The sequence below is a fragment of the Photorhabdus sp. RW14-46 genome (assembly GCF_963887965.1).
GTDB classification, from domain to species: domain Bacteria; phylum Pseudomonadota; class Gammaproteobacteria; order Enterobacterales; family Enterobacteriaceae; genus Photorhabdus; species Photorhabdus laumondii.
Genome location: NZ_CAWPHH010000104.1, coordinates 1 through 866 on the forward strand (window position 1 = coordinate 1; position 866 = coordinate 866).

Genomic DNA, 866 nt, shown 5'->3' on the forward strand with positions numbered 1-866 from the left:
GCGGCGGGAAAGCCCGTGGTGTTGGATGAGTTTGTTTTTGCTTATGTGCCGGATTTAGATCCCACTCTTGCCATCAATCGCGATGAGACATTACCCGCAGAAAGTCATATTGTGCATCGTCAGGCTGTGAACAAAACAGGGTTAGCGAGTGAAAACGCGGTAGCCTACAGTGTCACATTGGGAACGGAAGTCGGTCATTTTGATTTTAACTGGATTGGCCTGATAAATAAGGCTTCTGGCATTATTGGCATGATTACCCATGCCCCAGCTCAGAAAAAAATTAAGACCGCGAACGGATTACAGGGAAATGTACTCACCCGCTCTTTCTTGCTGGAGTTTGAAGGGGCAGCCAAAGAGACCGCTATTATGACCACGGCGGAAACCTGGCAGATTGATTTTACCGCCCGTTTATCTGGCATCGATGAAATGCAGCGTCTGATGAATACCGACAGTTACGGTGAGGCGGCGTTTTTCGGTGATGGGTTTTCCGTGGTTTGTCGTGGTGACCAGTACACGGTCAAAAAGGGGCTGGCTTATATCGGCGGGTTGCGGGGTGAGTTGGCGTTTGACCAAACACTTAACCGCCTGCGCGATACCCGCGTTTATGCGGATTTTAGCTATCAAGGCAATGTGGTCAGCCAGTGGAAAACCGTTGTTCATATCGTCGTCGCCAATGATCTTAAAAACTACATCGATGCGGCAGGGTATCCGCATTATGTTTTTGCGGTTGCGGGGGTTGATGGTCACGGTGATGTGATGGATTTGCGCATTAAGGGGTCATTAAATGACCGTGATATTTCCGCCATTCATCAAGAGATTGATAGCGTGAAACGGGAATATGTGACTCAGCAGGCATTGGAAAGCGG

At 49.0% G+C, this 866-nt stretch carries 1 protein-coding gene; it reads left to right on the plus strand.

Translation table 11 applies throughout. The features are described 5' to 3' along the window. On the plus strand, window positions 1-866 hold an 866-nt coding region (locus AACQ38_RS23735; protein ID WP_165579245.1), incomplete at both ends, for a phage tail-collar fiber domain-containing protein.